This is a genomic window from Solibacillus silvestris (genome assembly GCF_051967575.1).
Taxonomy (GTDB): Bacteria; Bacillota; Bacilli; order Bacillales_A; family Planococcaceae; genus Solibacillus; species Solibacillus silvestris_B.
Map to the genome: position 1 here is coordinate 22,589 of NZ_JBQCJW010000030.1, position 8,514 is coordinate 31,102.

The 8,514-nt window shown below is 42.8% G+C and carries 4 protein-coding genes; all 4 read left to right on the forward strand.

Features of this window, described 5'->3' with window-relative positions:
* Positions 1–472 precede the first annotated feature (472 nt).
* The 4 genes from ACTHOQ_RS15165 (at position 473) to ACTHOQ_RS15180 (ending at position 8,014) form a co-directional block, all read left to right on the forward strand.
* On the forward strand, positions 473–1,285 hold the full coding sequence (locus tag ACTHOQ_RS15165; RefSeq protein WP_440496991.1) for a transposase: 813 nt from the start codon (positions 473–475) through the stop codon (positions 1,283–1,285).
* A gap of 533 nt (positions 1,286–1,818) precedes the next feature.
* Positions 1,819–4,503 (forward strand): MBL fold metallo-hydrolase, encoded by a 2,685-nt coding sequence (locus tag ACTHOQ_RS15170; protein ID WP_440496992.1) that lies wholly within the window; start codon positions 1,819–1,821, stop codon positions 4,501–4,503.
* A gap of 320 nt (positions 4,504–4,823) precedes the next feature.
* On the forward strand, positions 4,824–4,997 hold the full coding sequence (locus ACTHOQ_RS15175; RefSeq protein WP_440496993.1) for a hypothetical protein: 174 nt from the start codon (positions 4,824–4,826) through the stop codon (positions 4,995–4,997).
* Between the two features lie 440 nt (positions 4,998–5,437).
* On the forward strand, positions 5,438–8,014 hold the full coding sequence (locus ACTHOQ_RS15180; protein WP_440496994.1) for an S-layer homology domain-containing protein: 2,577 nt from the start codon (positions 5,438–5,440) through the stop codon (positions 8,012–8,014).
* Positions 8,015–8,514: the final 500 nt, after the last annotated feature.

Genomic DNA, 8,514 nt, shown 5'->3' on the forward strand with positions numbered 1-8,514 from the left:
GACGGTGGCAGGCCAGGTAAAAATCAAACTGCAATATAATCCGGGAACGCATACGATGAGTATTGGGGACGGTTCTCCTGACCCATGAATAAAGTATATTGAAATGAAGGAGTTTCATGTGAGAGTATCTTGCATGGGACTTTTTCATGTGGTAAAGGCCGAATATTGATTTTGAAAATTACTATATACCAGCCATACAAGCAATAAAAAATTAATTAACGAATCAATTAATCAATTGAAAAGCTTCAATTTTTAATGGTTGGGAGAGCGTTTTGCTAAGATGATTTAAAATTTTTTGAACCGTCTTATACAATTATCCGGGCTTTTTGGGGAGCTGAAATTATCTAAATAGCCTAAATGACACCATATCCATACTTTTTATGTATTTGCTTTTATTGCTGTTTTTTATTAAGCTCGGGAGGGAGTAATGGGGACGGTTCTTCTGCCCCATCTTTGTTAGAAAAGCTACTTTTTGGAAAAATATGAAATGAAAAAGTGGGGTGATGGTATGCCTCGTCATGCTAGGACAATCAGTAAGACAGGAATTTATCATGTCATGATAAGAGGTGCCAATCGACAGGAAATTTTTCACGATGAGGAAGATCGGTATCAATTTTTAGAAACCCTTAAAAAATACAAGCAACAAGCAAATTTGAAAGTGTATGCCTGGTGCTTGATGAATAATCATGTCCATTTACTGTTACGGGAAGGGATTGAAAAGCTTTCTGTTACGATGAAGCGAATCGGTGTTAGCTATGTCCAATACTATCATCGGAAATACTTCACTACCGGCCATCTTTTCCAAGACAGATTTAAGAGTGAGGATGTTGAGACGAAACAATATTTCTTAACAGTTGTTCGCTACATACATCAGAATCCAATAAAGGCAAGAATCGTTCGGCATATGGAAGAATGGAAATGGAGTAGTTGCCAGAGTTATTACGGTTACCGGCATATAGATTCCGACTTTCTAGATCATCAAGTGACGTTACGTTTGTTTTCACGAGATGTAACGGTCGCAATTGAAAAATTTCGAGAATTTAATGAGAGACTCAATGAAGACAGTTGTTTAGATGAGGAGGAAGCACCTACAAGGCTAACGGATGACGATGCACGGGTGCTTATAAAAGAGATGCTTGGCTCACTTTCTATTGCACAAGTAAAAAGTTTACCTAAATCCAAGCGAGATCCATTACTTCGAAATATGAAAACCATTAAAGGCCTCCCACAACGTCAAATAGCAAGAATTTTAGGCGTTTCAAAAAACCTCATCAATCGAGCTTAATTACAGGAGATATACGCGTAGGTAATGTGTACAAGCTCAGGAAATTTCCAACCCCATGTAATTTTAAATGATGATATGATTTATTTTATGTTTTACTCTCATCAGAATTTTACAAAGAAACTGAAGAAACGTTTCTGAATGCTACTATATGCAAATTATGCAGTAGTTGTAATGTAATGGAAAAATATTGAACTTTGCAACTCTTATTCTAAAGTGTAAAAAATATTACAACCATCCCCCCTCATAATATTCATTTGCTGTTCTATTATATCTCTAACTGAACATTCATCTGAACATAAAGGATGGCCTGCAGATAATCCTTTCTAAAGAGTTTTTAATAATGAATAGGATGAACCTCCATAATTTCATGCCCAGATACACAAGAAATCCAATTCCTAATTTCAGGAGTTGGCTTTTTTAATTGGAGATTATCGGGGTATTCTGAGTCGCGAGAACCGTCCCCTCGCCCCCTCGCCCCGCCGTCCCCCCGCCCCGTGTTATAATGGTGGAAAAGTGTAAAGGAGCAGTAAGTAATGAATATTACAGTTTTAGGAGGGGGCAATGAAGTAGGTGCCTCCTGTTTATTTATTGAAATTGCCGGAAAGAAAATTCTGATTGATGCCGGGATGCGTATGCATAGCGACAATCCTTTGCCGGCGCTAGGTCTGCTTGAAGGCATTGGTACACTTGATGTGATTCTAGTAACACACGCACATGCCGATCACATTGGCGCATTGCCGATTGTGCATGCTCTTTATCCGGATTGTCCAATCTATGCAACGCCGCCGACAGTGGATTTAATGAATATTATGATGCGGGATTCATATAAATTGCTTGAGCAGCGCTGCAGGGAAACCAATACGTTGCCTCCGTATACAGAGCGGCAAGTGACGGATTTACTGCAATCACTCTTATTGTATCCGGCAAGCGGGCAGTTGAATCTTGGGGATGTGAAAATTCAAAGCTATCGGGCGGGACATATTTTAGGTGCTGTCATGTTCTTGATCGAGGGCGATGGAGAAAAGCTGTTTGTGACAGGGGATTTAAGCTTTAAGGCAGGCCGGACGATTCATGGTGCTCAAGTGCCACATGATGTTCATCCGGATGTGCTCATCATGGAATCGACTTACGGCAACCGTGCACATACAGACAGGCATACGGAAGAAACGCGGTTGGCGCATGATGTGGCGGAAGTCGTGGCAAACGGGGGATTTGCGCTAATTCCGGCATTTGCGCTGGGCCGTGCGCAGGAAGTGTTGCTCGTGCTGCAGGATTATATGGACAAGGGGCTGATTCCTGAATTTCCGATTTATGTGGATGGGCTCGTGACACCGATCAGCCGTATTTACAATCAATATCCGCATTATGTTAAAGGTCCTGTAGCATACCGTATTAAAAACAATGGCGATGCCTTCTTGACAGAGGGACGCTGTAAGGCAGTTACACCGAAAGAGCGCGAAATGATTTTACAGGGCAAACCCGGCTGCATTGTCGCTTCTTCGGGTATGCTCATCGGCGGGGCGAGCTCATGGTATGCACAAAAGCTAGTAGCAGATCCCAGAAATGCGATTTTTATTACAGGTTATCAGGATGAGGAAAGTCCGGGGAAGAAGCTGCTGAATATTGCGGATGGTATTGATACAGAGCTGGAGCTTGGGGGGGTAGCCTATCCGGTCAAATGCCGTGTCGGGAAATACGGTTTGTCTGCACATGCAGATGCGAGCGAGATGAACCGTTTTGTCCAAACATTGCAGCCGACCTATACATTGCTAGTGCATGGGGATGATACCGCGCGTGAACAGCTCTCGAATTTGATCGATGAAAAATTCAATCCGATGCTTGTCGAAAATGGAGAAAAATATCCGTTTGAGAAGCGGAAGTCCGGGCGCGGCGTCGTCGGCAAGCGCTACCGGCAGCAGCCGAATCATGCATTGAATGATAAAGTCGGGGGAGTATTACTTTATCAGGAAGCGGCGAACGATCCATGCAAGCTTGCGATATGTGTTGGGACACACATGAAAACAAATACACTTGTTTGCCATACATTGAAAGGTAAGCAAATAAAGCTGACTTTGCTGCAAGTGAAGGAAATGGTCGGCTATTGGAACCGTTCCATCACTGAGCTGCAGTCGGTTACAGGCGAAGTGCTGAATTTCAGCCGTCCGGTCATTTTGGAGCTTGATTGGACGAACCTGTCAGAAGGAAGTTACACATTTGATGAACTTGTACAGATTGTCGGTGCACAAACGATACAGCAGCAAATTGCCGTGGCGCTTGTTGCACAAGCATTACCGGCATCACATGCTGATGGGCGCAATGTTTATTTATTTAGCAAAGAGCTTCAAGAACAGCTGCTATCTTTGGTGCTTCCGATTCAAGGCTTGCGTTTGAACGCCAATAACGCGCTGGATCATGTGCGTGCCTATTTTGATGAACATCCAAGATTTATTCGCTGTGGCGCAGACTTTATCGGCACAGAGAAAGAGCAGATTACGATTTATTTTGATTTCCCGGATGCCATTTCCAAGCAGGAACGCGCCCGAATTGCCGAAGTGCTGCGAGCTGCAACAGGCTGGCCGGTCGTCTTTTCGGCCGCTGTGCGCCAAGATTTGCTGCAAGCTGCATTATCCAGGCTGTTAGGGCAAACGGTGCAATCTCCGTCAATCCATTTACAGGAGAAGAAAGTGGTTGTGTCAGAGAAGGTTACGGATGAGGTATGTGCACAGTTCAAGGAGCTGACAGGGTTTGATGTGCAGCAAAAGGAATCGGCGAATGCACAGAATTCCATAGCTAGCGATATGTTCCAAGCAAGCACCCCTTCACCGCGTATGGAAAATAACTTGGCAATCGAGGAGGCAAAGCGCTGGGCTGCCGAGCGGAACTTGACGATATATAAGGCTGGCGTGAAACAGGAGGCGATGGAAGTCCATTTCATTTCGCCGCAAATTGCAAAGCGCCACGAAATTGAATTGACGGAGCTCTCCTATCGAATCGGCATGCCGGTTATTTATGCAAAGTCGCCGAAGCAGAACGAAATCATTCAATTGATATTGGACACGGTTCCGCCAAGCTGGGAAGTGAAGAAAAACCCGTCGCTGCATGTGGATCGCGCAACGGTTGCATTAAAGCTTTCCGAACAGCCATTACCCGAGGAGCTGCAGCAAATCCAGCAAATTATTGAGCAAAAGACAGGTTATATGCTGGAAGTGATCGTGTAAATTATTTGGAATTTGAAATTTTTAGAAATAGAATAGTCTATTTGCTGATTACATCTGACGGGCAAGAAATAGAGGCTACAATTGATGAAAAAGAAATCACTGAATTGGTGAAAAATTCCCATGGGCATCCATATTAATCGAGACGAAGATTTATTTAGAATCGTAAGTCATAATCAGAATAAGTGGAAAGAGAACAGACCGTCATCTTCACTATTTAAAGATTGAAAGGGATTTTCAGTGAGCCGCGAGAACCGTCCCCCTCGCCCTAGCTGGCCATCATGATCGGGAAGTGGTGAAGCTGTTTACACAGGTGATTTTAGATGATGCAGAGCTGGCGGCAAATCGCAGTCAACAGTCAATATAAGGCAGTGGCACAACTTATTGCAAAAATGAAGTTAGCCGGTCATCCAGAGCGGTCTAATGAGTTAATGGAGCGGTTGAAGATTCAATATTACCGGCGATCTGCATTTATTGATGAGCTGAGTAAAGTGTAAACTGGATAGGGAATAAACACGAAACGAAATTAACCGACGCAACTCCTTTTTGAAAAAGGACTAGAGCTATTTCTGTTCTATATATGGGCGCATCAAGCTTTGTATGGCTTTGGCTATATAAAGCTTTTTTGATTAATCAGTGCTGATTCACGCTCATCCAACGTTGTAGTTATTTGCTATTAACCTAAGAAAATGGTAAAAATCTAAATATTTTAAATGTTTAAATAACGGGAGTTGGGGAACTAAGGATGTTGTATAAAGGTTTCAGGATGAAAGATTTATTTTCCCGGTAACACAAATTAACTATTAATCTTGCATTAAATATTGCCTGAAGCATTGGTGTTTTCGAAACTATCCATAGTTAGGTGTTTGTTGAAGCTGATTGACTTTTGGTGATTCAGCAATAATTCAAATTACATGAGGGAGGTATTTATTCTTTTATGAACAAACGTCAAAAATCAAAATATTTGAAAGCGACTGCAGCGATGGCGCTCGTTGCTTCCACTGTAGTAGTAGCCGCGCCCATCGCCTCTGCAGCAAGCAATTTTAAGGATGTGCAGACGTCCCATCAATTTTATGATGCGATTAAAAGTTTAAGTGACCGTGGAATTATCAATGGTTTTCCGGACGGTACTTTTAAACCCGGACACAACTTAACGCGTGGTCAAGCGGCAAAAATTATTGCAGGTGTACTTGGTTTGAACACAACGAATGTCATTAATCCGAACTTCAAAGATATCCCGACAACGCACCAGTATTACGGGGCGATTGCAGCATTGAAGCAAGCGGGCATTATTGATGGCTATGAAGACGGCACTTTCCGCCAAGGGGCCAACATCGAGCGTAATCATGTAGCGAAAATTATCGCAAATGCCCTGAATTTAACTGCTTTAAATTCTGATGCTTTGCCATTTACTGATGTTCGTGCAGATTATAAAGAAGCAATCGCCGCTTTATATGAAAATAATGTAACAACGGGAAAAACCGCCACGTTATTTGATGGTTCTTCCTACGTAACACGCGGGCAAATGGCGGCATTTATTACCCGCGCGGAAAAAGCGGTCACTCCGGAAGCCCCACAAGCACAAACGATCACTTTCAAATTGGCGGATTATACAAATGATGCGATAACTGTAAATGGAACAGCCTATTCATTCAATGCCGCTGTGAAATCCATTTTTACATCAGCAAACAAAGCAGCATTATCCGGGGCTGCGATTACAGCTACAGTGGAAAATGGCGCAATTACAAAAGTAAGCAATATCACATTAAACAATGCAGGCACAGCAGATTCATTGGCGGTTTTTGATACGAATGCAACGATTGATTCCTTAACGATCAATGCGGACAATATAGCTGTGAAAAATGTGACCGTCACAGGGAATGCAACCGTCACTTCGAATGTGATGACAGCGGTTGAATTTGATGGTGCAACGGTAATGGGAAGTTTAATTATGGATAATACAGTCGTTGGTGCTCTCGCATCATTAAATAATCGATTTGCACAGGACGGTCAAACAGGTCCAAAGCTAACAATGAAAAATACCCATTCCGGAAATGTCCATGTGAAACGCAATGATATTTCAATAGAATCAGATACAACAATTCCGGAAATTACAATTGCGGTTACTGTATCGATGGTCAACATTGATGGCACTGTCACGAAAGTAACGGTCGATTCAACGGTAAACCTTGAAATTACAGGAAATGCAACGATTGGTCAGCTCCTCGTGACAACAGCAGTGGATTTAGCCTTAAACATTGTAGGAGTCGTTGGTAATTTAATTGTAAATAATCCGGACGCGGAAATTACGGTGAGTGCTGGATTAAGAATAAATGAATTAGTAATTCCAGCAGGTTCAACAGCCGCAGGAATCATTACAAACTATGCAGCGATTGCCTCGCAAATTTTAAATGTGATCATCGGGATAACGCCAAGCCCTGGAGCACCAAGCCCAGGTACAGGAGGAAACGATAATTCAGGAGGAAGTTGGACGCCGCCGCCAGTAGATCCGTCACCAGGTCCAACGACACCGGACATGGCAGTAATCGCGGTGGACGCGGCAATTGAAGCACTGCCGACAGCGGATAGTGTAACACTGTCAGATGAAACAGCCGTAAATAATGCGCGAGCTCTATACAATGCCTTGACAGCGGCCCAGCAAAACATGGTGAAACAGGATAATATTGGAAAATTGTCGGCATTGGAAACGCGGATTGCGGAATTGAAAGGACAAGAGCCGGGCCCAACAACACCGGATACGGCAGTGATCGCGGTGGACGCGGCGATTGAAGCGCTCCCGACAGCGGAGAATATAACACTGGCGGATGAAACAGCTGTGAATGAGGCGCGCGGCCTATATAATGCTTTGACCATGGTACAGCAAAACATGGTGAAAGCGGATAATGTTGCAAAATTGTCGGCATTGGAAACACGGATTGCGGAATTGAAAAATGTTGATACGGAGTCCCCGATATTGATGAGCGTATTCCCGGTTAAAGGGACAGAAGTAAACTTGGCAGATAGCGAAAACTTCACATTGGAAGTGAAAGCATCCGACGCTAATTTACGCGAATTGGAAATTGATCATAGTATGACCGGATTGCCGGAATTCAGTGTATATGCAAATGAAGCGAATCCATATGGAACGGACGAAGCGAGAACGGCATTCGAAGCTTTAGGGGGAAATGTGACATATAATGAAGGAACCCAAACATGGTTGATTGATTTTGGAGCAAATGTAACAACTGATTTTGTCGACAAAGGTGATGTCACATTTTATCTAGTATTAAAAGATGAAGCCGGCAACACATGGGGAAGTATGGATCCGACAACAGCGGAAAATACGTTTAATTATACCGTTAAGCGAGACCAGCCTCCAGGAACAACCCCGGATACGGCCGAAATAGATTCGTTGACAACAGCAAATTCTCCTGATACTAAAGTAATGGCTTCCGCGCAATTAAATTTAGGCAATCATTTTGTAATTAAAAACGGGATAGCGAAGTTTTTATAAAGATATAATGAAACAAGACAAACTAAATAACATTAAGCTCTGCATGGCTAATCGCTGTGTGGAGCTTTTTTCGTCTTTCTCAATTTTAAAATAGAATCTCGCCCTAGACTTAGACTTAGACTTAGCCATTGCGGCTGGTAAAGTAGAACGAACCGGAGCAAAAGTAGAATCCTTCGCATGGAAAGTAGAACTATTCATAGGAAAAGTAGAACATTTCCCTGAAAAAGTAGAACTATGCCCCCGACTTAGTCATGCCACTCGAGAAAGTAGAACACACTGGAGCAAAAGTAGAACCCTTCGCATGGAAAGTAGAAAATTTCATAGAGAAAGTAGAACATTTCCCTGAAAAAGTAGAACTATGCCCCCGACTTAGCCATTCCACTCGAGAAAGTGGAACAAACAGGAGTAAAAGTAGAAAATACTGGAGCAAAAGTAGAATCCTTCGCATGGAAAGTAGAACTATTCATAGGAAAAGTAGAACATTTCCCTGAAAAAGTAGA

Coding starts and splice junctions, on each gene's coding strand:
- ACTHOQ_RS15170 (WP_440496992.1), top strand. CDS start 1,819: ATGAATATTACAGTTTTAGGAGGGGGCAATGAAGTAGGTGCCTCCTGT.
- ACTHOQ_RS15175 (WP_440496993.1), top strand. CDS start 4,824: ATGATGCAGAGCTGGCGGCAAATCGCAGTCAACAGTCAATATAAGGCA.
- ACTHOQ_RS15180 (WP_440496994.1), top strand. CDS start 5,438: ATGAACAAACGTCAAAAATCAAAATATTTGAAAGCGACTGCAGCGATG.